Origin of the sequence: Pseudooceanicola sediminis (assembly GCF_003575965.1) — a bacterium.
In the GTDB taxonomy this organism is placed as follows: Bacteria; Pseudomonadota; Alphaproteobacteria; order Rhodobacterales; family Rhodobacteraceae; genus Pseudooceanicola; species Pseudooceanicola sediminis.
Genome location: NZ_QWJJ01000004.1, coordinates 255,235 through 277,830, shown reverse-complemented (window position 1 = coordinate 277,830; position 22,596 = coordinate 255,235). Strand labels below are relative to the sequence as shown.

The following is a 22,596-nucleotide window of genomic DNA, read 5'->3' as shown; positions in this document are numbered from 1 at the left end:
CAATAATCGCGCGGGGGAGAGCGCGGGGTGTCACGCTGTCGGGGGCGGGCGGTCGTGGAGGCGGCGTTCGCGCGGCTGAGGGGCAAGGTTCGTTCGTATTATTCCAGCACTTTCGCGCCCTTGCGCGGGCGCTGCGGGATGGGCCTGCCCTGCCAAACGAAAGAACCGCGCCCGTTGCGGGGCGCGGTTCCGGTCTGTGTGGTCGAGGGCGAAGATTAATCTTCGTCGTCGTCCGATGCGGTTTCCGACGGGGTGTAATCGTCGTCGTTGGCAGCGGAGCCCATTTCGTCGAACAGTTCCGAAATCTCGAATTCGGCTGCGGCTTCTTCTTCGGCCGCCAGTTCACGGATGGATTTGCCGGCAGCCTGCACTTCGGCTTCCTCGGGGGAGCGCGCGACGTTCAGGATGACTTCGACGATCACTTCGGGGTGCAGCGTCACGGTGGCGACGTGCAGGCCCAGATCCTTGATCGGCTGCGGGATGATGACCTGCTTGCGCTCGACCGTGTAGCCGTTTTCGGTGGCAATGTTGGCGACGTCACGCGGGGTGACGGAGCCGTAGAGGTTGCCGCCGTCGGAGGCTGCGCGAATCACGACGAACTTCTGACCGTCGAGTTTCTCGCCCAGTGCCTCGGCCTCTTTCTTGGTTTCGAGGTTGTTGGCTTCGAGCTGGGCTTTCTGGTCTTCGAATTGCGCCAGGTTCTCTTTCGAGGCGGTCAGCGCCTTGCCTTGCAGCAGCAGGTAGTTGCGGGCGAAACCCGGCTTGACGGTGACGACGTCACCCATCTGGCCAAGCTTGGCGACGCGTTCGAGAAGAATGACTTGCATCTGATCGGTCTCCTTACTTCACGGCGTAGGGGAGCAGGGCGAGGAAGCGGGCGCGTTTGATGGCACGGGCCAGTTCGCGTTGCTTCTTGGCCGAGACGGCGGTGATGCGGGACGGCACGATCTTGCCACGTTCGGAAACGTAGCGTTGCAGAAGGCGCGTGTCTTTGTAGTCGATCTTCGGCGCATTGTCGCCCGAGAAGGGGCAGACCTTGCGGCGGCGGAAAAATGGTTTCGTGGCCATGTTTTAGGTCCTTTCTTTCAGGCGTTGATCAGCGGCGTTCGCGACGGCGGTCGTCACGTTCGTCACGTTTCTGCATCTGCGCGGAGGGCAGCTCGGCGTGCTCGTCGACCTTGATGGTCAGGACGCGCATCACGTCGTCATGCAGGCGCATCAGGCGTTCCATTTCCTGCACGGCGGCCGAGGGCGCGTCGGTGCGCAGGAAGGCATAGTGGCCCTTGCGGTTCTTGTTGATCTTGTAGGCCATCGTTTTGACACCCCAGTACTCGTGATCCACGAGCGTGCCACCGTTGTCGGTGACGACGGCGCCAAAGTGTTCGATGAGGCCTTCGGCCTGCGCGTTGGAAAGGTCCTGGCGCGCGATAAAGACATGCTCGTAAAGCGGCATGTGCACTCCTGTTTATATCAAGGCGCATTTCATAGGAGGGTCGTATCCTTCCGCGACCCATCCACGAGAGACTGCGCGGTTCATCAATACCTGCGGAAGGAGCCGCCTGTTACACCGGATGCCGCAAGAGGGCAAGCGTTCGAACGGCAGGATGGCAGGGCAGATGCGGAAAGGGGCCGCAGGGCGACTGCGGCCGCGGCCAGCAGAGTGGCCCGGGCCAGTGGCAGCAGAGCGGCTGCGGCCGCGAGCAGCAGAGCGGCCCGGGCCGCGGGCAATCGCCTGGGCGTTCAAGGCGGCGGTAAGGTTTGCAGGTGCCTTTGCGGCACGCGCCTGGGCGGTCGGGTCCGGGCACGTGGCAGCAGGGCAGGAGCGGGACATGCGCAGCGAGAGCGGACGGTTTAGCCAGGGAGTGGCCTATCAGCGCAACTTTGTGCCGGTGCATCCGTCGCAGCGGATGCCGCTGTGCGGGCCTGTCCGCCTGGCGCGGCCCGCCACTGTGCCGCTGTCCGTACGACTGCGACTGATGGTGTGTCTGGCGCTGGCGATCGGGTTGCCCTGTGCGGGAATATGGGTGGCCTTTTCGGGGGATGCGCCGGTCAGCGCCCATCCGGGGCACATCGTGCTGGGGGCGGCCCTGGGCCTGTATGCCGTGGTCTGGGCACGCCGCGCCAGCGCCGCGTTTCGGGGCTGGCGGGGTATCGCGGCCGGGATGCGCCCCGGAGGACGGGCCGAGGGGGGCGAGCGGGCCGACCGACCCCGGTATTGAGGCGGTATTGAGGCGTTATTGAGACAGACCGCGTTACAGCGCCCAACAGTGCCGGGGAGGCTGGCGTCGTGAGCGAGGCCGGGTTTTGATGGAGGCTGGGGTTTTGAAAGAGGCTCGGGTTTTTGAAAGAGGCTTAGCTTTGGAAAGCGGGCGGCATTTCGCGAGAATACCGGCCTGCGTCGCGCAGCGCGTGAAAACGGGGGTGTCCGGAGCCGTCCCCCGGGGGCGCATTGGCGAGGCGGCCTGACGGGATCTTCATGCTGTTGATTGGCCAGAGGGCAGCGGCGGTTGCAAGATACAGCGCATGGACCGGCTGTCCGTGCGGCCCTGCGCCCCGACTTTTCCGCGACGGCTTGCCAACTTTGACGACTTTACGACTGTGACGGCTTGCCAGGAGTGAGGAGGCGAGGGCGGCTGTGGGCGGATTGCTACGGCCCGAGGTGGGGTAAATCTGCGGGTCCATTGCGGGGGAGCGTTGGGGGGCACATCGGGGGGCACATTGGGGGGCCAAGTTCGGGCCAGAGTGTGGGGGCCGAGTCTGGGGCCGAGTTCGGGGCACAAGTTTGCTGGGCAGCTCTGCGCACCGCCTTCGCGGGCACGAGTGCATTGCCATATGGCGCGGCGGCGGCTATCCCCCGGCGCAACATGACACAAGGGAGTGAACCATGAGCCGCGCATTTGTTTTTCCCGGTCAGGGTGCCCAGACCATCGGCATGGGGCGCGCCCTGGCCGAGGCCTATCCGGCAGCACGGGCCGTTTTCGACGAGGTTGACGAGGCGCTCGGCGAGAGCCTGAGCACGCTGATCTGGGACGGAGAGCAGGAGGCGCTGACGCTGACGCAGAACGCGCAACCGGCACTGATGGCTACCTCTCTGGCGGCGTTCCGGGCGCTGGAGGCGGAAGGTGTGAACATTGCCGATGCCGCATTCGTCGCCGGGCACAGCCTGGGCGAATATTCCGCCCTTGCCGCTGCCGGGGCGCTGAGCGTGCCCGATGCGGCGCGGCTGCTGCGCATTCGCGGGCGGGCGATGCAGGATGCGGTGCCGGTGGGCGTGGGCGCCATGGCGGCGCTGCTGGGCCTGGATTTTGCCACGGTGCGCGAGGTGGCCGAGGAGGCTGCGCAGGGGCAGGTCTGTCAGGCGGCGAATGACAATGATCCCAGCCAGGTGGTGGTGTCGGGTGACAAGGACGCGGTCGAACGGGCGTGCGAGATTGCCAAGGCCCGCGGCGCGAAACGCGCGATGTTGCTGCCGGTGAGCGCGCCGTTCCATTGCGCATTGATGCAGCCCGCCGCCGAGGTGATGGCGCAGGCGCTGGCGGAGGTCACGCTGACTGCGCCCGCCGTGCCGTTGGTGGCAAACGTGCGTGCCGCGGCGGTCAGCGACCCGGACGAGATCCGGGCGCTGTTGGTCGAGCAGGTCACCGGGTCTGTCCGCTGGCGCGAGAGCGTGTCGTGGATGGCCGGGCAGGGTGTCGACGAGGTTTGGGAGATTGGCGCGGGCAAGGCGCTGTCGGGGATGATCCGGCGGATCGAGAAGAGCATCGTCTGCAAGGCCGTCGGGACACCCGATGACGTGGCGGCGGTGAGCGCCGCGAAAGAGGGCTGAGCCTGCGGGGGGCTTTATGCTCCTGTGCGACTGGCGGCGGCCTTGCGGTGCCTGGAACTGAAAAAAGGCGGGGGGCTTTGCGCCCGCAGGCGAGGCGAGACGGGGGGCTTTGCGCCCACAGGGAATGAAAGACGGGGGGCTTTGCGCCCACAGGGAATGAAAGACGGGGGGCTTTGCGCCCGCAGGCGAGGCGAGACGGGGGGCTTTGCGCCCACAGGGAATGAAAGACGGGGGGCTTTGCGCCCGCAGGCGAGGCGAGACGGGGGGCTTTGCGCCCACAGGGAATGAAAGACGGGGGGCTTTGCGCCCACAGGGAATGAAAGACGGGGGGCTTTGCGCCCACAGGCAATGAAAGACGGGGGGCTTTGCGCCCCCCGGGACCCCCCGCAGGATATTTGGAACAGGGAAACGGACTAGGGTTTCCCGAGGAGTATGTGATGTTTGATCTGACAGGCAAAGTGGCGCTGGTGACCGGCGCGAGTGGTGGAATCGGCGGCGAGATCGCGAGGGCGCTGCATGGCGCCGGGGCGACCGTGGGGCTGAGTGGCACGCGTGTCGCGCCGCTGGAGGCGCTGGCGGCCGAGCTGGGCGAGCGGGCGCATGTGCTGGCGTGTGACCTGAGTGACGCAGCCGCCGTGGATGCCCTGCCCAAGCAGGCGATCGAGGCGATGGGGGCCCTGGATATCCTGGTGAACAACGCCGGCATCACCAAGGACCAGATCTTCATGCGGATGAGCGACGAGGATTGGCAGAGTGTCATCGACGTCAACCTGACCTCGACCATGAGGCTGTGCCGGGCCGTGATGCGGCCGATGATGAAGGCGCGTTGGGGGCGGATCATCAACATCTCGTCCATCGTCGGCACCACGGGCAATCCGGGGCAGGCGAATTACGCCGCCTCGAAGGCGGGGATGGTCGGGCTGTCGAAGTCGATTGCCTACGAGGTGGCCAGCCGGGGTATCACGGTGAACTGTGTCGCGCCGGGATTCATCGCCACCGCGATGACCGACAAGCTGAGCGACGAGCAGAAGGCCAAGATCAACGCCCAGATTCCGGCGGCCCGCATGGGCACACCCGAGGAGATCGCGGCCGCGGTGATCTATCTGGCGAGCGCCGAGGCGGGCTATGTGACCGGGGCGACGCTGCATGTGAATGGCGGCATGGCGATGATCTGATCCAACGCGCGGGGGCGGGACCCGGGGGGATTCGCGGCGCCGTGCCGCGGCTGTCCTGCCCCGTGAACCGACCCCCGCTGATGTCTTTTTGCCGAGGGTCCGATCGTTGTATCGGGCCTTTTTTTATGGCAAAATCCGTGCCGGCGCTGTCTTGCACGCGAAAAGTCGCGGGGAGAACCGGGTTGCGGACGACGCGGTTGCCCACCAAGTTGTGAAAGCGTTTGCCTACCGACGAGCATGTGCTATAGGCGGCGCAGATTGGCGGGGTGTCTGCAAAGGCTGTCCCCGTGCCTGTGCCATGCGGTGCAGGTGTCAGCGCCCGAGAGGGCATTGGTAGATGCCCCCGTCGGGGGCAAGGCAAGAACCGGGCCCGAGGGGCCCAACTGACGTGAGGGGAATACCTATGAGCGATGTCGCAGAGCGCGTGAAAAAGATCGTTGTCGAACATCTCGGCGTGGAAGAAGACAAGGTCACCGAGAACGCTTCGTTCATCGACGACCTGGGCGCAGACAGCCTCGATACCGTCGAGCTGGTCATGGCCTTCGAAGAAGAATTCGGCATCGAGATCCCCGATGACGCCGCTGAAAACATCCAGACCTTCGGCGATGCGGTAAAGTTCATCAGCGAAGCCGCCTGATTTCAGGTTGCTGTTCCGGCATCGTCCGGGATCGCAGAGATTTGGGAAAGACCCCTGCCAGTGCTGGCGGGGGTCTTTTCTTTTTGCGCCGTCGATGCAGATAGGACGGAACGTGCAGGGGGGCGCCGCTACCGGGGAGAGTTGCGCAGAAATGCCCGGCTCGCCTCATAGGCTTGCCCCCGGACGCCGCGCCGGGGTAAGAGCGTCGGTGAGAAAATGAGAAGGGCAGTATAGATGCGTCGTGTCGTTGTCACCGGGCTTGGGCTTGTCACTCCTCTGGCCTGCGGGGTCGAGGAAAGTTGGAGCCGCCTGATTGCCGGCCAGTCCGGTGCGAACCGGATCGGTCAGTTCGATCCCGAAGGTCTGACCACCACCTATGCCTGCGAAGTGCCGCGCGGCGATGGCAGCGATGGCACCTTCAATGCCGACGACTGGATGGAGCCGAAGGAACAGCGCAAGGTCGATACCTTTATCCTGTTCGGTGTCGCGGCGGCCCAGCAGGCGGTCGAGGACAGTGGCTGGAAGCCCACCGACCCCGAGGCGCAGGCGCGCACCGGCGTGTTGATCGGGTCGGGCATCGGTGGTCTGAACTCGATCGCGAATACCGCCGTGATGATGGAAGAAAAGGGCCCGCGCCGCGTCAGCCCGTTCTTTGTGCCCGGCGCGCTGATCAACCTGATCTCGGGTCAGGTCAGCATCAAGTACGGCTTTCGCGGGCCGAACCATTCGGTCGTGACCGCCTGTTCCACGGGCGCCCATGCCATTGGCGATGCGGCGCGCCTGATCCAGTGGGGCGATGCGGACGTGATGGTTGCCGGCGGCGCAGAGGCGGCGATCTGCAAGATCGGCATCGCGGGTTTCAACGCGTGCAAGGCGCTGTCGACGAAATATGGCGATGATCCCACCAAGGCAAGCCGCCCCTATGATGCGGACCGCGACGGTTTCGTCATGGGCGAGGGCGCGGGCATCGTGGTGCTGGAGGAATACGAGCACGCCGTGGCGCGCGGCGCCAAGATCTATGGTGAATACCTGGGCTATGGCCTGTCGGGCGACGCCTATCACATTACCGCCCCGTCCGAGGATGGCGATGGCGCGCGGCGCAGCATGGAAATGGCGCTGAACCGCGCCGGGATCACGCCGGCCGACGTGGATTACGTCAATGCGCATGGCACCTCGACCATGGCCGACACGATCGAGCTGGGCGCTGTCGAGCGTCTGATGGGCGATCATGCCAGTGCCGTCACCATGTCGTCGACCAAATCCGCCACCGGGCACCTGCTGGGGGCCGCCGGTGCGATCGAGGCGATCTTTTCGATCCTGGCGATCCGCGACCAGGTCGCGCCGCCCACCATCAACCTGGACAACCCGGCGGTCGAGACCGCGATCGACCTGGCCCCCAATGCCAAGGTCGAGCGCAAGATCGACATCGCGCTGTCCAACTCCTTTGGCTTTGGCGGCACCAATGCCAGCCTGGTTTTCGGAAAGGTCCGCTGAATGTGGCGTTCAGTTGCGTCCAACGGGATTTCGCTGCTGATCGTGCTGACGCTGTTGTTGGCCGGAGCGATCCTGTGGGGCAAGCGGGAATATTCCGCCGAAGGTCCGCTGAGCGAGGCGATCTGCGTACGCGTGGCGCAGGGTGAGACCATGCGCGGGGTGTCCGGCGATCTGGAGGCGCAGGGCGCGGTCAAGAGCGGCGCGCTGATGCGGGTCGGGGCCGAATACACCGACCGGTCCGAGGCGCTGAAGGCCGGGGCATTCCTGGTGCCGGCGCGTGCCAGCATGGCCGAAATCGTGGACATCGTGACCAAGGGCGGCGCGAGCACCTGCGGTACGGAAATCGTCTATCGTGTCGGTGTGCGGGCCTCGGATATCCTGGTGCGGGAGCTGGACCCGGCCAGCAGCACCTTTATCGAACGGGCCAAGTTCGTTCCCGGCGAGGGCGATGCGCCCGAGGCCTATGCCGATGTCATGGCCCAGCCCGATACGCGGTTTCGCGTGGCGATGGCCGAAGGCGTGACCAGCTGGCAGGTGGTGCAGGTTCTCAAGGCTGCCGATATCCTGTCCGGCGACGTGGCGGGCATTCCGGCCGAAGGCACGCTGGCCCCCGACAGCTATGAAGTGCTGAAGGGTGACAGCCGCGAGAGCGTGCTGGAGCGGATGGCCGCGCAGCAGAGCCTGCGCCTGCAAGCCGCCTGGGAAAGCCGTGCCGACGATCTGCCCTTTGACACGCCACAGGAGGCGCTGATCATGGCGTCGATCATCGAGAAGGAAACCGGGGTGCCGGACGAACGCGGCCTGGTGGCCAGCGTGTTCGAGAACCGGTTGCGGCGGGGGATGCGTTTGCAGACCGACCCGACGGTGATCTATGGTATCACGAAGGGCGAGGGCATTCTGGATCGCGGGCTGCGCCGCAGTGAACTGGACCGGGTGACCCCTTACAACACCTACCAGATCGATGGAATGCCACCGACCCCCATCGCCAATCCCGGCCGCGCCAGCATCGAGGCGGCGGTGAACCCGGAGGTCAGCGATTACGTGTACTTCGTCGCTGACGGTTCGGGCGGCCATGCCTTTGCCGAGACGCTGGAGCAGCACAACCAGAACGTCGCCAAATGGCGCCGGATCGAACAGGGCGGCGCAAACCAATAGGCTGAAAAGACAATGACTTGCGGCGGCCAGGCGCGAAACTGCTAAGATTTCGTGAGCCGCCGCAAACGCGCCTGGCTTTTGACAGGGCGTACGGTCTGACGTATACATCGTGACATGCTGGAAGACATGAGCGAGCGGCCCGGGAGCGATCCCGCGGCCGTTTTTTCGTGTTGCTCGATCGGGGACAACAAACGCACGAGGCAGAGCAACAATGACAATAAACACGTCCGAGAGAGAAGACTCCCGTTTGCGTACGACGATCGAAACGATCGAACGACAGGTGCTGGGCATCACCGAAGACCTCAAGGCGCTGCAGGACAGGGTGCGCGCCGGAGAGGTCGAGGCGGTCAAGGAGACGACCAAGATGTGCGGCGAAATCCGGTTCTGGGTCCGGTTTGCTTTGGAGATGGAGGCCAAGCTCGATGAAGGTAAAAAGCGGAATGGAGTATCGTCCACAAGAGGCGGAGGTACAGGAGGTGGGGACATCGACCTCGCCGCCGCAAGGGCTTCGATCGGGTGCCGCCTGGATCGCCTGCGCAGATGCGGATACGCAGAGGTGGTTTCTGGATGACCTGGAGGAGGGAGAGCTTCGTGCTCTCCCTTTTTTGTTCGATTTCTGGGCATTGCAGCATCAGTTGCCGCCCGAAGGCGACTGGCGGACATGGCTGATCCTGGGGGGGCGCGGCGCGGGCAAGAGCCGTGCCGGGGCCGAATGGGTGCGCGCGCAGGTCGAGGGCGCGGGGCCGCTGGATACCGGCAGATGTCGCCGCGTCGCGCTGGTGGCCGAGACCTTCGATCAGGCACGCGACGTGATGATCTTTGGCGAGAGCGGCATCATGGCCTGTTCGCCCCCCGACCGCCGCCCGGTCTGGAAGGCCAGCGAACGCAAGCTGATCTGGCCCAACGGCGCCGAGGCGCAGGCGTTTTCCGCCAGCGAGCCCGAGGCGCTGCGCGGGCCGCAGTTCGACGGAGCCTGGCTGGACGAGCTGGCCAAGTGGAAGAAGGCGCAGGCGACCTGGGACATGTTGCAGTTTGCCCTGCGGCTGGGCGAGGACCCACGGGTCTGCGTCACCACGACCCCGCGCAACGTGGGGGTGCTCAAGCAATTGCTGAACAGCCCGTCCAGCGTTGTCACCCAGGCGCCGACCGAGGCCAATCGCGCCAACCTGGCGGATGGGTTTCTGGAGGAGGTGCGGGCGCGCTATGCGGGCACCTGGTTGGGGCGACAGGAGCTGGACGGCGTGATGCTGGCCGACGCCGAGGGGGCGCTGTGGAGCGAGGCGATGATTGTCGGGGCGCAGGTTGACGGGGTGCCCGCGCTGGATCGTATCGTCGTGGCGGTCGATCCGCCAGTTACGGGCCACGCGGGATCGGACGAATGCGGCATCGTTGTGGCGGGCCTCGTTTCCAGTGGGCCACCGCAGACCTGGCGGGCCTATGTGCTGGAGGATGCCAGCGTGTCGGCCGCCAGTCCGGTGCAATGGGCCGAAGCTGCGATTGCCGCGATGCAGCGCCACGGGGCCGACAAGATCGTGGCCGAGGTGAACCAGGGGGGCGACCTGGTAGAGGCCGTGATCCGGCAGGTCGACCCGCTGGCCCCGGTCAAGAAGGTACGCGCCGCACGGGGCAAGTCGGCCCGGGCCGAGCCTGTGGCGGCGCTGTACGAACAGGGCCGGGTGTTTCATGTGCGCGGTCTGGGGGCGCTGGAAGATCAGCTGAGCCAGATGACCATGCGCGGCTGGGAGGGGCGCGGCAGCCCCGACCGTCTGGATGCGCTGGTCTGGGCGCTGCACGAGCTGATGATCGCCGCGCAGCCGAAATGGACGCCCACGGTGCGCAGCATCTGACGGCAGACGGATTTGCAAAGTTTGACAGGGCCTCGGGAAACCGGGGCCCTTTTTTGCATTTTGTCTGCGTAACACATTGAAATATCGGGAAACGCCCACCGCGCGGTGGGCCAGCCAGTTCTTAAGGAATTCAAGACAAATTGTCTCTCACGGATCGCCGGACGGGTGAGACGCAACAGGTATTCAAGGAGACGCGCATGGGGGTCATCGACTATTTCCGCCGCGACGGTGCCGGTCAGGCAACCGTTGCCGCGCCGGAGCAGAAGGCTTCGGCAACCGGCAAGCTGGTGGCCTATCAAAGCTCGGGTCGGGTGGCCTGGTCGCCGCGTGATGCGGTGTCGCTGACCCGGTCCGGTTTCAGTGGCAATCCGGTGGGGTTTCGTGCAGTCAAGATGATCGCCGAGGCCGCTGCCGCCCTGCCGCTGACCTTGCAGGACCGTCGGCAACGCTATGAAGAACACCCGCTGCTGGCGCTGCTGAAACAACCCAATCAGGCACAGGGCCGGGCAGAGATGTTCGAGGCGCTCTATGGCCACCTGCTGCTGACCGGGAACGCCTATCTCGAGGCGGTCGCCGCCGAGGAAGGGGCCCCTGTCGAGCTGCATGTGCTGCGCAGCGACCGCATGAGCCTGGTGCCGGGCGCGGATGGCTGGCCAGTGGCGTTCGATTACAACGTCAACGGCAGCAAGCATCGCTTCGATGTAACCGGGGACCGGCCCGCGATCTGCCACATGAAGAGCTTTCATCCTCAGGACGACCACTATGGCCTGTCGCCGATGCAGGCCGCCGCGCAGGCACTGGACGTGCACAACAGCGCGTCGCGCTGGTCCAAGGCGCTGCTGGACAATGCCGCGCGCCCATCGGGGGCCATCGTCTATAAAGGGTACGAGGGCGAAGGCTCCATGACCACCGAGCAGTACGACCGGTTGGTGATGGAGATGGAGATGCACCATCAGGGCGCGCGCAATGCGGGCCGACCGATGTTGCTGGAGGGTGGGCTGGACTGGAAGCCCATGGGCTTCAGCCCCTCCGACATGGAATTTCAAAAGACCAAGGAAGCCGCCGCACGCGAGATTGCGTTGGCCTTCGGGGTGCCGCCCATGCTGCTGGGGATCCAGGGAGATGCAACCTACGCCAATTACCAGGAAGCGCACCGGGCGTTCTTTCGCCTGACGGTTCTGCCGCTGGCCACGCGTGTGGTGGCCAGCGTGGGGGAATGGCTGGAGCGGTTTACCGGCGAGGATCTGACGCTGAGCCCCGACCTGGACCGTGTGCCGGCGCTGTCGGTCGAGCGTGACTCGCTGTGGCAGAGGATCGGAGAAGCGGATTTCCTGACCCCCGGAGAGAAGCGCGCGATGCTGGGGCTGCCGCCGCTGGACGCCGATCATGGGTGAGCCACGCGAGGTTGCGCGCATCAGCTACGAGAGCTTTGAATGCGCGCCCTCGCTGAAGCTGGAAGCGCACGAGCGGGTGTCGAAATTGCAGATCGACGGGCTGAACGGGCGCATCGACCGGCTGGAGATCATCATCGAACGGCTGGAGCGAAGGCTGTGGCTGACCGTTTACGGGGTGGTCGGTGTGATCCTGGCGCAGGCCTTTCAGTCAATCATCGAACGTTTGCCGTGAGGAGTGACAAGATGCAGGAAATGACAAGCGGGCTTGAGCGCAAGTTCTGCCAGTTCGACGAGGGGTTGAGCGTGCAGGAGGACGGGCTGTCGATCGAGGGCTATGCCTCGCGGTTCGGCGCCTGCGATCAGGGCGGCGACGTGGTGGCACAAGGGGCCTATGCGGCATCGCTGGGTGCGCTCCTGGCGGAGGGGCGGCGGGTCAAGATGCTGTGGCAGCACGACCCCGCCCAGCCCATCGGCGTCTGGGACGACATCCACGAGGATGGCACCGGGCTCTGGGTCAAGGGGCGCCTGCTGGAGAGCGTTGCAAAAGGGCGCGAGGCGGCGGCGCTGATCGGGGCCGGGGCGATTGACGGGCTGTCCATCGGCTATCGCACCAAGCGCGCCACCAAGGATACTGGAGGCCGCAGGCTTCTGACGGAACTGGAGCTTTGGGAGGTGTCGCTGGTGACCTTTCCGATGCTGCCCAGTGCGCGGGTCGCGGGCAAGGGGGACACCCCGTTCGACGATGGCCTGCGCGAACTGGCGGCGGCCTTTCGGGTCGCAGGGGCCGAATTGGGCGGCCGCTAGGGCGCTCTCTCACTTTCCATCCGAGGAGAAGACGATGGGTATGACCGAGGTGAATTCTCGGCACGGAGAGCTTGTGTCTCCGGTGGCTGAGGTAAAGTCCGCCGTGACGGATTTCATGCGGGAGTTCAAGGACTTCCAGTCTGATATTCACGCAAAGATTCAACAACAGGAAAGCCGACTGACCATGCTTGATCGCAAATCCCTGACCGCAGCGCGCCCGGCGTTGGCGCGGTCCGCCGAAATCGAAGCACCGCATCAGAAGGCGTTTAACGTCTATCTGCGCTCCGGCGATGACGACGGCCTGCGCGGCCTTGAGTTGGAGGGCAAGGCGATGTCGTCTGCTGTCAACGGCGACGGCGGATACCTGGTGGATCCGATGACATCCGAGACGATCCGTTCGGTGCTGATGGCATCGTCGTCGATCCGCCAGATTGCCAACGTGGTGAACGTCAACGCCACGTCCTATGACGTGCTGGTCGACACCACCGACATCGGGGCGGGCTGGAACGACGAAAGCTCGGTCTCCGAAACCTCGACCCCGACGGTGGATCGCATCGCCATTCCGTTGTTCGAGCTGTCGGCGCTGCCGAAAGCATCGCAGAGGCTGCTGGACGACAGCGCCTTCGATATCGAGGCGTGGCTGGCAGAACGTATCGCGGACAAGTTTTCGCGTGCCGAAGCCGCGGCGTTCATCAGCGGCGATGGGGCAGACAAGCCCAAGGGGTTTCTGAGCCATCCCAAGATCGCGGATGCCAGCTGGTCCTGGGACAACCTCGGCTATATCGCGACCGGGGCCGATGGCGATTTCGACCTGAACGATCCGGCGGATGCCATCGTCGATCTGGTCTATGCGCTGGGCGCACGTTACCGCGCCAATGGCACTTTCGTGATGAATTCGAAGACGGCCGGCGCGGTTCGCAAGCTGAAGGATGCCGATGGGCGTTTCCTTTGGTCCGACAGCATGGCGGCGGGCGAACCGGCACGCCTTATGGGCTATCCCGTGCTGGTTGCCGAGGACATGCCCGACATCGACTCCGATGCCTATGCGATTGCCTTTGGCGATTTCCACGCCGGCTACACGGTCGCCGAACGGCCGGATCTGCGGGTGCTGCGCGATCCCTTCAGCGCCAAGCCGCACGTTCTGTTCTATGCCACCAAGCGCGTCGGCGGTGATGTCAGCGATTTCGGGGCGATCAAGCTGCTGAAATTCGCCGCAGCCTAATCGCGGCGGGTCGGTAGAGCCGGAATTCCGGCTCTGCCGGGCGCGTGTCTTCTGAATGCGTTGTCCAGCTGCTCCCTCCGTCAGAGCAACGATGGGAGACACGCGCCGGGAGGGGTGTCCCGGAGCGTCAAGGGGTCGATGCAAGCGGCCCGGATCGTCGGAGTAACAAATGATATTGATCGAAGAATACCAGACGCACCCGAGCGATCTGCCGATCGACCACTTCAAGGCGCATTTGCACCTTGGTAGCGGTTTCGCAGAGGACGCGGTGCAGGATCAGGTGCTGGAGGGATATCTGCGGGCCGCGATATCGGCCATCGAGGGGCGCACGGGCCAGGCATTGTACCTGCGCGATTTCCAGTGGTCGGTCAGCGAATGGCAGAGCCCGGGCAGCCAGCCGTTGCCCCTGGCCCCGGTCCGCCTGATCCACGAGGTGAACATCGTCGCCCCGGACGGCACGGCAACCCCCTATGACGTGGGCGAGTTCCAGATCGTTGCGGACAGCCAGACGCCAGTGATGCGTCACGTCTCCGGATCGCTTCCGACAATCCCCGAAGGCAGCAATGCCGTAGTGCGGATGTATGCGGGCAGCGCCGAAGAATGGCGGGACGTGCCGCCCGATCTGGCGCAGGCGGTGTTGCTGATGGCAGCACATTACTACGAATACCGCAGTGATCTGTCGTTGTCGCGCGGCTGCACGCCCTTTGGCGTGACGGCGCTGATCGAACGGTATCGCACGATCAGGATTTCGATGCGAGGCTCAGCATGATCCCGCGTCTCAACCGGCAGCTGGTGCTGGAACGTTCAGTGCGCAGCGCCAATGGCTCGGGCGGGTATGTCACGACGTGGTCCGAGTTGGGAACGCTCTGGGCCGAGGTGCTGCCAGGGGCCAGCAGTTCGACCCGGCTGGGCGGGCTGACGGTGCATCGCCAGACGCTGAAAATCTCCGTGAGGGGAGTCGCGATCGGGCGTCCCAGCAGGCCGCTGCCGGGGCAGAGATTTCGCGATGGTGCCCGCATCTACGAGATCGAGGCGGTGACCGAACGCGATGCCGAGGGTCGCTTCCTGGTTTGCACCGCACGCGAGGAGGTCACGTCATGAGCTATGCGGTATCAGCTGCGCTGCAAGCGGCAATCTTTCAGCAACTGAGCAGCGACGCTGCGCTGGTGGCACTTGTGGGGGCCAACATCTTTGACGCACCGCCGACGGGGACGCCGCCCGCCACCTACGTCAGCCTGGGCGAGGAGCGGGTTAGCGACCGATCGGACATGACGGGGGCGGGGGCCCTGCATGATCTGACTGTCTCGGTGATCACCGAAGAAGACGGGTTTCAGGTGGCCAAGTCGGTCGCGGCGGTGATCAGCGATTCACTCGCCCAACCGCTGCCTGCGCTGACGCGCGGCGTGGTTGTCAGTCTGAACTTTCTGAAGGCGCGGGCGCGTCGTGACGGGAATGGCACGCTGCGGCGCATCGATATGAAATTTCGTGCTCGCGTGCAGGATATCTGAATATTTTCAAGGAGTAGAGAACATGGTTGCGCAGAATGGCAAGGACCTTCTGATCAAGGTGGACATGACCGGTGCCGGTCTGTTCGAGACGCTGGCAGGCCTGCGTGCCACCCGGCTGAGCTTCAACGCCGAAGCCGTGGATGTGACCAGCCTGGACAGCACCGGCGGGTGGCGTGAACTGCTGGGCGGGGCAGGTGTGCGGTCTGCCTCGATCAGCGGCTCGGGTGTCTTCAAGGACGAGGACAGCGACGAGCGGGCGCGCCAGATCTTTTTCGACCGCGAGACGCCGGATTTCCAGGTGATCATCCCCGATTTCGGCGTCGTCGAGGGGGCATTCCAGCTGACATCGATCGAATATGCCGGCAGCCACGACGGTGAGGCGACGTACGAGATGTCGTTGGCCTCCGCCGGGGCGCTGACCTTTTCGGTGCTGTGATGGCCAACCCCTGGGCGGGTGAGGTGGCGCTTGTTCTGGATGGTCAGCGACACGTCATGAAGCTGACGCTGGGCGCGTTGGCCGAACTGGAGGAGGGACTGGAGACCGGCTCGCTCGTCGCGCTGGTCGAGCGGTTCGAGGCCGGGGAATATTCCAGTCGCGATGTGCTCGCCCTGATCGTGGCGGGGCTGCGCGGTGGCGGATGGCAGGGCCGCGCGTCGGATCTGCTGGTGGCCGAGATTGAAGGCGGGCCACTGTCGGCAGCGCGCAAGGCGGCCGAACTGCTGGCACGGGCCTTCGCTTTGCCGGTTGAGAGCCAATGAGCGGATTTGACTGGCCGGCATTGATGCAGGCGGGGGTGTGCGGGGTTGGCCTGCGACCAGAAGAGTTCTGGCGCCTGACACCGGCTGAACTGCGGATGCTGTTGGGCGATGCCGCCGGGGATGAAAACAGAGTGGGCCGTGCCCGTTTGGACGAATTGCTGGCCGCCTTCCCCGATACCGGAGCGCTGCCCAAGGTTTGAGGAAAAGAGATGGATGATCTGAACGGTTTTGAAGATTTGCAAGCGCAGGCCGAAGCCCTGGATGCCAGCCTTGGCGGAGCGGCTGGCATGGCAGCTGGTTTTGATGGCGAATTGCAGCGGATGCGATCCGCTCTCAGCGAGACTGGCAAGGAGGTTCAGATCCTGGAACGCGGCCTTGGCCGTGGCCTGCGCCGTGCCCTGGATGGGGTCCTTCTGGACGGTGGCAAGCTGTCGGATGCGTTGCAGACGATGCGTGATGCGATGGTCAATTCCACCTATTCCGCCGCTGTCCGTCCGGTGACTGATCACTTTGGCGGTCTGATGGCGCAAGGTATCGGCGCACTGATGCAAGGCGCATTGCCCTTCGCGAATGGTGCCAGTTTCAGCCAGGGGCGTGTGCAGCCGTTCGCAAGGGGCGGGGTCGTGTCGGCGCCAACCATTTTCCCAATGCGTGGCGGGACCGGCCTGATGGGTGAAGCCGGGCCCGAAGCCATCATGCCGCTGGCACGTGGCGCCGATGGTCGGCTTGGCGTGCGCAGTGACACGGGCGGCGTGCCACCCGTCAACGTTGTCATCAATATCTCAACCCCTGATATCGACGGTTTTCGCCGCTCGCAAAGCCAGATTGCCGCGCAGATGGGGCGCGCCCTGTCGCGCGGCCAACGTAACCGATAAGGAGCGACGCAGATGAGCTTTCATGAGGTTCGTTTCCCGACCAACCTGTCCTTCGGTGCAATCGGTGGGCCTGAGCGGCGCACGGATGTCGTCACCCTCGCCAACGGTTTCGAAGAACGAAACACCCCCTGGCAACATTCCCGCCGCCGCTATGACGCGGGTGCCGCGATGCGCTCGCTTGACGATATCGAACTGCTGATCGCATTTTTCGAGGCGCGCCAAGGCCAGTTGCATGGTTTTCGCTGGAAAGACTGGACTGATCACAAGTCCTGCACGCCCAGCCAGGCACCTGCCTTTGACGATCAGATGATCGCGATCGGTGACGGTGTGACGCAATCCTTTCAATTGACCAAGACCTATGCCTCTGGCGATCAGAGCTATCAACGGCCGATCTGCAAGCCCGTTGGCGGCACGGTGCGGATTGCTGTCGCGGGGATCGAATTGTCCAATGGCGCGGATTTCACGGTCGATACGACGACGGGCGTTGTAAGCCTTACGACCGCACCAGCCATGTCGGCGGCGATCACAGCCGGTTTCGAATTCGACGTGCCGGTGCGGTTCGGATCGGACAGTTTCCAGACCTCCGCGGCGTCCTTCGGGGCCGGGGATGTGCCGGATGTTCCGGTGGTCGAGGTGCGCATCTGATGACCTTCAATGTCGCACTTTCCAATCATCTTGCCATGGGCGTGACCACCGTTTGCCATGCCTGGGTGATCACTCGCCGCGACGGAACTGTCATGGGGTTTACCGACCATGACATGCCCTTGTCGTTTGAGGGGATCACATTCCTTGCTGATAGCGGTCTGACCGCGACAGCGTTTCAACATGGTACAGGCCTTTCAGTTGATAATGCCGAAGCCATGGGGGCATTGTCCGCCACCGCGATCAGTGAGCAGGATATCGAAGCAGGCCGTTACGACGGTGCGGATGTCCTGTGCTGGCTGGTCAACTGGGCGGCGGTTGACGAACGCCAGATCGTTTTTCGCGGTACGATCGGAGAGCTGACGCGGGCTGATGGCGCCTTTCGCGCCGAGCTGCGCGGGCTCTCCGAGACATTGAACGTGCCGAGCGGACGTATCTATCAGCAAGGCTGCTCCGCCGGTCTTGGCGACGCCAGCTGTGGTGTCGATCTCCTGACGGAGACGTTTCACGTCGAGACAACTGCACTCACGGTTCAGGATGCTCAGCGCTTCGGGGTGCCGCTCCTCGCGTCTTTCGCGGAAGGCTGGTTCGCACGCGGGACGATGACGGTGCTGGACGGTGCCGCCGAAGGCCTTTCAGCCGCAATCAAGCGCGATACGGCCGAAGGTGGTAGCCGCCTCGTCGAACTCTGGAGCCCACTGCCCGTCGCCCCCGAGGCCGGTGCGACGCTGCGCCTGCAGGCGGGCTGCGACAAACGCTTTGCAACGTGCCAGGCAAAGTTTGCAAACACGATCAATTTTCGTGGGTATCCCGATATTCCGGGGGACGACTGGCAAATGGTCCCGCCCGCCAACAGCGCTGCAACTGCCGGGGGCAGCCGCCGGTGAGCGACCTGAACCCCTATGTCGTGGCCGCCCGGGGCTGGATCGGCACGCCCTACCTTCACCAGGCGTCGCTACGGGGCGCCGGGACGGATTGCCTTGGATTGCTGCGCGGTATCTGGCGAGAGGTGCAAGGGGCGGAACCCGAACCGGTGCCGCCCTACACAGCCGACTGGAGCGAGCCTCAGCGAGAAGAGAGGCTTTGGCAGGCGGCATCGCGACATCTGGTGGCCAAACCCCTCACCGATTCCGCACCGGGCGATGTCCTGCTCTTTCGGATGCGCGCGGGCGCGGTGGCCAAGCATCTTGGTATCGCGGCCGAAGTCGGACGAACGCCCAGCTTTATCCACGCCTATTCCGGCCACGCGGTGCTTGAAAGCCCGCTCACCTCCCCCTGGGCGCGCCGTATCGTGGCGCGTTTCGCCTTTCCGAAGGAGTCCCTGTAATGGCGACCATTCTACTTTCTGCCGCAGGTGCGGCCATCGGCGGCTCGGTTGGCGGCTCTTTTCTGGGGGTGTCGGCTGCCGTCGCCGGTCGTTTTGCAGGTGCGGCCCTTGGGCGGGTGATTGATCAGCGCATCATCGGGGCGGGTTCCGATGCCGTGGAAACTGGCCGCATCGAGAGATTTCGCCTGACCGGTGCCGGCGAAGGCGATCCCGTGCCGCGCGTCTATGGACGTATGCGCATTGCCGGCCAGGTCATCTGGGCATCCCAGTTTTCCGAAAGCGCGACAACGCAAAGCGGCGGCAAGGGCGCACCGCGCCAACCCAAGGTGGCCAGTTTCAGCTATAGCGTCAGCCTGGCCATCGCCCTCTGCGAGGGGCAGATATCTGGTGTCGGGCGGATCTGGGCCGACGGCGCCGAGGTTTCGCCTGACGCCCTGAACCTTCGTGTCTACGGCGGCAGTGAAACGCAATTGCCTGATCCAAAGATCGAGGCGATCGAGGGCACGGGAAACGTTCCGGCATATCGCGGTACCGCCTACCTTGTGATGGAAGATCTGGATCTGGCGCCTTTCGGCAATCGCATTCCGCAATTCACGTTCGAAGTTCTGCGCCCCGCTCCGGCCAGCTTGCCCGAGGCTCAGAACGAACCGTCACTCGCAATCCGCGGTGTTGCCCTGATGCCGGGCAGCGGTGAATATGCGCTTGCGACGTCGCCGGTCAGCTTTGACTATGGTGCCGGGCGCGGTGCCCTTGCCAACGTCAATTCGCCCTCCGGCAAAAGCGATCTGGCAACATCGCTCGATCAGCTCGATGGCAGCCTGCCGAATTGCGAGGCGGTGTCCCTGATCGTCAGCTGGTTCGGCGATGATCTTCGCTGTGGTGATTGCACCATTCAACCCAAGGTCGAACAGGCCCAGCATGATGGCACCGAAATGCCGTGGCAGGTTGCGGGTCTGGCCCGCGCTGACGCGCAGGTCGTTGCGCAGGATGCTCAGGGCCGGCCTATCTACGGCGGAACCCCCACAGACAGGTCCGTGATCGAGGCGATCCAGGCGCTGAACACCTCGGGCAAGGCGGTCATGTTCTATCCCTTCATGCTGATGGATCAGGCGCAGGGCAATACCCTCACCGACCCCTACAGTGGGGGGGCAGGGCAGCCGGCCTTGCCCTGGCGCGGCCGTATCACCGGCTCGCTCGCCCCCACGATGCCCGGCGCGCCTGACGGAACCACGACACAGGCGGCCGAGGTCGCGGCGTTCTTCGGAACATCTCAGGCGAGCGATTTCGCCGTCGCGCCGGGGCAGGTGGGGTATGATGGGCCGCAGGAATGGCGCTATCGTCGCTTCGTCCTGCATTGTGCCGCACTCTGCGCCGCTGCGGGGGGGGTCGAGTCGTTCTGCATCGGCTCCGAAATGCGGGGACTGACCCAGTTGCGCGGACCTGACAACAGCTTTCCCGCCGTTGCGGCTCTGCGCAGCCTTGCGGCCGACGTACGCACGATCCTCGGCCCGGCGACGAAAATCGGCTATGCGGCAGACTGGACCGAATATTCCGGCTACCAGCCCGCCGATGCCTCGGGCGACCGGTTCTTTCATCTCGACGCGCTGTGGGCTGATGCGAATATCGATTTCATCGGAATCGACAACTACATGCCGCTTTCCGACTGGCGCGACGGTGATGATCACCTCGACGCGGCCACCCACGCTTCGCTCTATGATCCTGCCTACCTCAAGGGAAACATCGAAGGAGGAGAGCTCTACGATTGGTATTATGCCAACGATGCGGACCGCGCGGCGCAGATCCGCAGCCCCATCACCGATGGGGCCTACGGCGAACCTTGGGTCTATCGGATCAAGGATGTGGCGAACTGGTGGCGCAATGCCCACCATGATCGCATCGGCGGTATCCGCCAGGCCGACGCTACTGAATGGCAACCGGAATCCAAGCCGATCTGGTTCACCGAAGTCGGGTGTGCCGCAATCGACAAGGGCACCAATCAGCCAAACAAGTTTCTCGATCCCAAATCATCGGAATCCGCGCTGCCCTACCATTCGAACGGGCAACGCGACGATACGATCCAGATGCAATATCTGCGTGCCATGTACGGATATTGGAACGACGCCGCGCACAATCCCGTGTCGTCGCACTATGGTGGTCCGATGGTCGATATGGCGCGCGGCTTCGTATGGGCGTGGGACGCGCGGCCGTTTCCATTCTTTCCCAACAATCGCGCGTTGTGGAGCGATGGGAACAATTACCATGCCGGACACTGGATCACCGGGAGGGCGTCGAACCGGTCGCTGGCGCTTGTCGTTTCCGAAATCTGCCAAGCTGCGGGGCTAAGCAATTATGACGTCTCGGGGCTGTATGGCAGCGTCAGCGGCTATCTGGCGGATGACGGCGGCCAAGCCCGCCGCAGCCTTCAACCCCTGATGCTGCGCTATGGTTTCGACGCCATCGAACGGCAGGGCCAGATCGTGTTCCGGATGCGCACCGGCCGCGCCGATGCTGTCGTGGACGCGGGACAGGTTGCCGTCAGTCGCGATGTGGAGGGCCGCATCGAGCATCAGCGCGCGGCAGAAGCAGAGCTGGCCGGTCGCATGCGCCTGAAATTCATCGAAGCCGAGGCCGATTTCGGCGCTGTCACCGAAGAGGCGATTTTGCCCGACGATACCAGCCAGAGTGTCGCAGGCAGCGAAATGCCCCTGGCCATGTGGCGCGGCGAGGGGCGGCAGGTCGTTGAACGCTGGCTTTCCGAATCCCGCGTGGCGCGGGATACGGTGCGCCTGGCCCTGCCACCGTCGCGCCGCGACATCGGTGCAGGTGACGTCATCGACCTTGTCGAGAATGGCACCGGCGCGCTCTATCGTGTCGACCGGGCCGAGGTCGGCAACACGACCCTGGTCGAGGCGGTGCGGGTCAAGCCACAGGTCTATCTTCCGGGACGGATCGACGCGGAACCGCCCGCTCATATGCCTTTCCGGGCACCTTTGCCGGTCTTTCCACTGTTTTTGGACCTGCCTCTCATGCGTGGTGACGAGGTGCCGCATGCGCCACACCTTGCCGTGACCAGCGACCCCTGGCCGGGCACCGTCGCGCTCTACAGCTCGTCGAGTGATTCCGGTTACGGGCTGGATCAGCTGCTGGCGCGCCGCGCCACGGTCGGGGTGACGACGACGCCGCTGTCGCGTGGTCCCGTCGGGCGTGTCGACCCTGGGGCGCCACTCGGGCTTGCGCTGACGTCCGGCAGTCTCTCGTCAACCGACATTGACGGGCTGCTTGCGGGGCGCAATCTGCTGGCCATCGGGGATGGAACGCCGGGCGGCTGGGAACTTCTCCAGTTTCGTGACGCACAGGTCACGGCGCCCGGGGAATACCTGATCCGTCACCGGTTGCGCGGGCAGCTCGGGACAGATGCGATCATGCCGCTGACCTGGCCCGCAGGCTCCTACGTCGTCTTGATCGATGGCACGCCGGGGCAGATCCCCCTGGCGCCGACGCAACGCGGGCTGGATCGCCACTACCGGATCGGCCCGTCCAGCCGCAGCCCTGATGATCTGTCGTACCGCCACCAGGTGCTGGCGTTCGATGGTATCGGTCTGCGTCCCTATGCGCCCTGCCATCTGCGCGTCCGAACCGACGTGGCGGGCGATCTCCATGTCTCGTGGGTGCGACGCACGCGTATCGACGGCGATGGATGGTCTGCGCCCGACGTGCCCCTGGGCGAAGAAACCCGGTCCTTCCTGGTTTCGATCTATAGTTCCGGCGCGCTGGTGCGGCAGGTGTTCACGGATCAGACAACCTGGCTCTACAGCGCGGCCGAGCAGGGCACCGATGGTATCACCGGCGCGGCCCGGATCGAGGTGGCGCAAGTCTCCGCCAGCTTCGGGGCAGGGCCTGCCAGGGGGGCCGATATCACCCTCTGATTTTC

The 22,596-nt window shown here is 64.6% G+C and carries 26 protein-coding genes; 23 read left to right on the top strand and 3 right to left on the bottom strand.

The window, feature by feature from the left end:
- Positions 1-215: 215 nt before the first annotated feature.
- From rplI to rpsF, 3 genes are read right to left on the bottom strand one after another with little or no spacing between them, the layout of a single operon-like run.
- Complete coding sequence (gene rplI / locus DL237_RS06445) at positions 216-827, bottom strand: 50S ribosomal protein L9 (protein ID WP_119398211.1); 612 nt, start codon at positions 825-827, stop codon at positions 216-218.
- Positions 828-840: 13 nt separating this feature from the next.
- Positions 841-1,068, bottom strand: coding sequence for a 30S ribosomal protein S18 (gene rpsR / locus DL237_RS06440; protein WP_116133697.1), 228 nt, complete (start codon positions 1,066-1,068; stop codon positions 841-843).
- 28 nt (positions 1,069-1,096) lie between these two features.
- On the bottom strand, positions 1,097-1,453 hold the full coding sequence (gene rpsF, locus DL237_RS06435; RefSeq protein WP_119398210.1) for a 30S ribosomal protein S6: 357 nt from the start codon (positions 1,451-1,453) through the stop codon (positions 1,097-1,099).
- Between the two features lie 376 nt (positions 1,454-1,829).
- Between rpsF and DL237_RS06430 the strand changes: the two genes are divergently transcribed.
- The 23 genes from DL237_RS06430 to DL237_RS06325 all read left to right on the top strand — a co-directional run bounded on the left by DL237_RS06430 (position 1,830) and on the right by DL237_RS06325 (position 22,591).
- Entirely contained in the window at positions 1,830-2,219 is a 390-nt protein-coding gene (locus DL237_RS06430) for a hypothetical protein (protein WP_119398209.1), read from the top strand.
- 665 nt (positions 2,220-2,884) lie between these two features.
- Positions 2,885-3,826, top strand: coding sequence for an ACP S-malonyltransferase (gene fabD / locus DL237_RS06425; RefSeq protein ID WP_119398208.1), 942 nt, complete (start codon positions 2,885-2,887; stop codon positions 3,824-3,826).
- A 437-nt stretch (positions 3,827-4,263) separates the two neighbouring features.
- Entirely contained in the window at positions 4,264-5,001 is a 738-nt protein-coding gene (fabG, locus tag DL237_RS06420; protein WP_119398207.1) for a 3-oxoacyl-[acyl-carrier-protein] reductase, read from the top strand.
- 403 nt (positions 5,002-5,404) lie between these two features.
- Positions 5,405-5,638, top strand: a complete 234-nt coding sequence (locus DL237_RS06415; protein ID WP_119398206.1) for an acyl carrier protein — start codon at positions 5,405-5,407, stop codon at positions 5,636-5,638.
- A gap of 234 nt (positions 5,639-5,872) precedes the next feature.
- Complete coding sequence (fabF, locus tag DL237_RS06410) at positions 5,873-7,132, top strand: beta-ketoacyl-ACP synthase II (RefSeq protein ID WP_119398205.1); 1,260 nt, start codon at positions 5,873-5,875, stop codon at positions 7,130-7,132.
- Entirely contained in the window at positions 7,133-8,287 is a 1,155-nt protein-coding gene (gene mltG, locus DL237_RS06405; protein ID WP_119398204.1) for an endolytic transglycosylase MltG, read from the top strand.
- A gap of 247 nt (positions 8,288-8,534) precedes the next feature.
- Positions 8,535-8,858, top strand: coding sequence for a hypothetical protein (locus DL237_RS20815; RefSeq protein WP_233544888.1), 324 nt, complete (start codon positions 8,535-8,537; stop codon positions 8,856-8,858).
- 52 nt (positions 8,859-8,910) lie between these two features.
- On the top strand, positions 8,911-10,134 hold the full coding sequence (locus DL237_RS06400; protein WP_233544887.1) for a DNA-packaging protein: 1,224 nt from the start codon (positions 8,911-8,913) through the stop codon (positions 10,132-10,134).
- A 197-nt stretch (positions 10,135-10,331) separates the two neighbouring features.
- Positions 10,332-11,528, top strand: coding sequence for a phage portal protein (locus tag DL237_RS06395; RefSeq protein ID WP_119398202.1), 1,197 nt, complete (start codon positions 10,332-10,334; stop codon positions 11,526-11,528).
- Complete coding sequence (locus DL237_RS06390) at positions 11,521-11,760, top strand: GTA head formation protein, RCAP_rcc01685 family (protein ID WP_119398201.1); 240 nt, start codon at positions 11,521-11,523, stop codon at positions 11,758-11,760. Before DL237_RS06395 ends, DL237_RS06390 begins: the two co-directional genes overlap by 8 nt.
- Positions 11,761-11,771: 11 nt before the next feature.
- Positions 11,772-12,332, top strand: a complete 561-nt coding sequence (locus DL237_RS06385) for an HK97 family phage prohead protease (protein WP_119398200.1) — start codon at positions 11,772-11,774, stop codon at positions 12,330-12,332.
- Between the two features lie 34 nt (positions 12,333-12,366).
- Positions 12,367-13,554: a phage major capsid protein gene (locus DL237_RS06380; protein ID WP_119398199.1), complete on the top strand. Its 1,188-nt coding sequence runs from the start codon at positions 12,367-12,369 to the stop codon at positions 13,552-13,554.
- A gap of 169 nt (positions 13,555-13,723) precedes the next feature.
- Positions 13,724-14,323 carry a head-tail connector protein gene (locus DL237_RS06375; protein ID WP_119398198.1) on the top strand — a complete coding sequence of 200 codons (600 nt, stop codon included), beginning with the start codon at positions 13,724-13,726 and terminating at the stop codon, positions 14,321-14,323.
- The gene (locus tag DL237_RS06370; RefSeq protein ID WP_119398197.1) at positions 14,320-14,655 is read left to right on the top strand and encodes a phage head closure protein; all 336 of its coding nucleotides are present in this window, start codon (positions 14,320-14,322) and stop codon (positions 14,653-14,655) included. Before DL237_RS06375 ends, DL237_RS06370 begins: the two co-directional genes overlap by 4 nt.
- Positions 14,652-15,062 carry a DUF3168 domain-containing protein gene (locus DL237_RS06365; protein ID WP_119398196.1) on the top strand — a complete coding sequence of 137 codons (411 nt, stop codon included), beginning with the start codon at positions 14,652-14,654 and terminating at the stop codon, positions 15,060-15,062. Before DL237_RS06370 ends, DL237_RS06365 begins: the two co-directional genes overlap by 4 nt.
- Before the next feature lie 22 nt (positions 15,063-15,084).
- Positions 15,085-15,498, top strand: a complete 414-nt coding sequence (locus DL237_RS06360; protein ID WP_119398195.1) for a phage major tail protein, TP901-1 family — start codon at positions 15,085-15,087, stop codon at positions 15,496-15,498.
- Positions 15,498-15,821 (top strand): gene transfer agent family protein, encoded by a 324-nt coding sequence (locus DL237_RS06355; RefSeq protein ID WP_119398194.1) that lies wholly within the window; start codon positions 15,498-15,500, stop codon positions 15,819-15,821. The genes DL237_RS06360 and DL237_RS06355 overlap by 1 nt, the downstream gene beginning before the upstream one ends.
- Complete coding sequence (locus DL237_RS06350) at positions 15,818-16,021, top strand: rcc01693 family protein (RefSeq protein ID WP_119398193.1); 204 nt, start codon at positions 15,818-15,820, stop codon at positions 16,019-16,021. Before DL237_RS06355 ends, DL237_RS06350 begins: the two co-directional genes overlap by 4 nt.
- Positions 16,022-16,030: 9 nt before the next feature.
- Positions 16,031-16,696 (top strand): phage tail tape measure protein, encoded by a 666-nt coding sequence (locus tag DL237_RS06345; RefSeq protein ID WP_119398192.1) that lies wholly within the window; start codon positions 16,031-16,033, stop codon positions 16,694-16,696.
- A 12-nt stretch (positions 16,697-16,708) separates the two neighbouring features.
- Complete coding sequence (locus DL237_RS06340; RefSeq protein WP_119398191.1) at positions 16,709-17,341, top strand: DUF2460 domain-containing protein; 633 nt, start codon at positions 16,709-16,711, stop codon at positions 17,339-17,341.
- On the top strand, positions 17,341-18,225 hold the full coding sequence (locus DL237_RS06335) for a DUF2163 domain-containing protein (protein WP_119398190.1): 885 nt from the start codon (positions 17,341-17,343) through the stop codon (positions 18,223-18,225). Before DL237_RS06340 ends, DL237_RS06335 begins: the two co-directional genes overlap by 1 nt.
- Positions 18,222-18,665: an NlpC/P60 family protein gene (locus tag DL237_RS06330; protein ID WP_119398189.1), complete on the top strand. Its 444-nt coding sequence runs from the start codon at positions 18,222-18,224 to the stop codon at positions 18,663-18,665. Before DL237_RS06335 ends, DL237_RS06330 begins: the two co-directional genes overlap by 4 nt.
- Positions 18,665-22,591 (top strand): baseplate multidomain protein megatron, encoded by a 3,927-nt coding sequence (locus tag DL237_RS06325; protein WP_119398188.1) that lies wholly within the window; start codon positions 18,665-18,667, stop codon positions 22,589-22,591. Before DL237_RS06330 ends, DL237_RS06325 begins: the two co-directional genes overlap by 1 nt.
- Positions 22,592-22,596: the final 5 nt, after the last annotated feature.

Bases quoted from the DNA above. Each gene is read 5' to 3' on its own strand.
- rplI (WP_119398211.1), bottom strand. From the start codon at position 827: ATGCAAGTCATTCTTCTCGAACGCGTCGCCAAGCTTGGCCAGATGGGT.
- rpsR (WP_116133697.1), bottom strand. From the start codon at position 1,068: ATGGCCACGAAACCATTTTTCCGCCGCCGCAAGGTCTGCCCCTTCTCG.
- rpsF (WP_119398210.1), bottom strand. From the start codon at position 1,453: ATGCCGCTTTACGAGCATGTCTTTATCGCGCGCCAGGACCTTTCCAAC.
- DL237_RS06430 (WP_119398209.1), top strand. From the start codon at position 1,830: ATGCGCAGCGAGAGCGGACGGTTTAGCCAGGGAGTGGCCTATCAGCGC.
- fabD (WP_119398208.1), top strand. From the start codon at position 2,885: ATGAGCCGCGCATTTGTTTTTCCCGGTCAGGGTGCCCAGACCATCGGC.
- fabG (WP_119398207.1), top strand. From the start codon at position 4,264: ATGTTTGATCTGACAGGCAAAGTGGCGCTGGTGACCGGCGCGAGTGGT.
- DL237_RS06415 (WP_119398206.1), top strand. From the start codon at position 5,405: ATGAGCGATGTCGCAGAGCGCGTGAAAAAGATCGTTGTCGAACATCTC.
- fabF (WP_119398205.1), top strand. From the start codon at position 5,873: ATGCGTCGTGTCGTTGTCACCGGGCTTGGGCTTGTCACTCCTCTGGCC.
- mltG (WP_119398204.1), top strand. From the start codon at position 7,133: ATGTGGCGTTCAGTTGCGTCCAACGGGATTTCGCTGCTGATCGTGCTG.
- DL237_RS06395 (WP_119398202.1), top strand. From the start codon at position 10,332: ATGGGGGTCATCGACTATTTCCGCCGCGACGGTGCCGGTCAGGCAACC.
- DL237_RS06390 (WP_119398201.1), top strand. From the start codon at position 11,521: ATGGGTGAGCCACGCGAGGTTGCGCGCATCAGCTACGAGAGCTTTGAA.
- DL237_RS06385 (WP_119398200.1), top strand. From the start codon at position 11,772: ATGCAGGAAATGACAAGCGGGCTTGAGCGCAAGTTCTGCCAGTTCGAC.
- DL237_RS06380 (WP_119398199.1), top strand. From the start codon at position 12,367: ATGGGTATGACCGAGGTGAATTCTCGGCACGGAGAGCTTGTGTCTCCG.
- DL237_RS06375 (WP_119398198.1), top strand. From the start codon at position 13,724: ATGATATTGATCGAAGAATACCAGACGCACCCGAGCGATCTGCCGATC.
- DL237_RS06370 (WP_119398197.1), top strand. From the start codon at position 14,320: ATGATCCCGCGTCTCAACCGGCAGCTGGTGCTGGAACGTTCAGTGCGC.
- DL237_RS06365 (WP_119398196.1), top strand. From the start codon at position 14,652: ATGAGCTATGCGGTATCAGCTGCGCTGCAAGCGGCAATCTTTCAGCAA.
- DL237_RS06360 (WP_119398195.1), top strand. From the start codon at position 15,085: ATGGTTGCGCAGAATGGCAAGGACCTTCTGATCAAGGTGGACATGACC.
- DL237_RS06355 (WP_119398194.1), top strand. From the start codon at position 15,498: ATGGCCAACCCCTGGGCGGGTGAGGTGGCGCTTGTTCTGGATGGTCAG.
- DL237_RS06350 (WP_119398193.1), top strand. From the start codon at position 15,818: ATGAGCGGATTTGACTGGCCGGCATTGATGCAGGCGGGGGTGTGCGGG.
- DL237_RS06345 (WP_119398192.1), top strand. From the start codon at position 16,031: ATGGATGATCTGAACGGTTTTGAAGATTTGCAAGCGCAGGCCGAAGCC.
- DL237_RS06340 (WP_119398191.1), top strand. From the start codon at position 16,709: ATGAGCTTTCATGAGGTTCGTTTCCCGACCAACCTGTCCTTCGGTGCA.
- DL237_RS06335 (WP_119398190.1), top strand. From the start codon at position 17,341: ATGACCTTCAATGTCGCACTTTCCAATCATCTTGCCATGGGCGTGACC.
- DL237_RS06325 (WP_119398188.1), top strand. From the start codon at position 18,665: ATGGCGACCATTCTACTTTCTGCCGCAGGTGCGGCCATCGGCGGCTCG.